Origin of the sequence: Paenibacillus sp. MMO-58, from assembly GCF_037146255.1 — a bacterium.
In the GTDB taxonomy this organism is placed as follows: Bacteria; Bacillota; Bacilli; order Paenibacillales; family Paenibacillaceae; genus Pristimantibacillus.
In genome coordinates this window covers 1-203 of sequence record NZ_JBBCVY010000069.1, presented here as the reverse complement: position 1 = coordinate 203, position 203 = coordinate 1, and the positions used below count along the sequence as shown (strand labels likewise).

Sequence of the window (203 nt, the reverse complement as noted above, 5' to 3'; positions counted from 1 at the left end):
CTGCCTCGGGGAGCGGTAAGCACGCATTGATCCGGGGATGTCCGAATGGGGAAACCCGGCTGTCGTAATGGACAGTCACTGTTAACTGAATACATAGGTTAACAAGAGGCACACCAGGGGAACTGAAACATCTAAGTACCCTGAGGAAGAGAAAACAAAAGTGATTCCGTCAGTAGCGGCGAGCGAACGCGGATTAGCCCAAA

At 51.7% G+C, this 203-nt stretch carries 1 rRNA gene; it reads left to right on the top strand.

From position 1 onward, the window contains the following. Nucleotides 1-203, top strand: a 23S ribosomal RNA gene (locus tag WFJ73_RS33525); the annotation flags it as partial.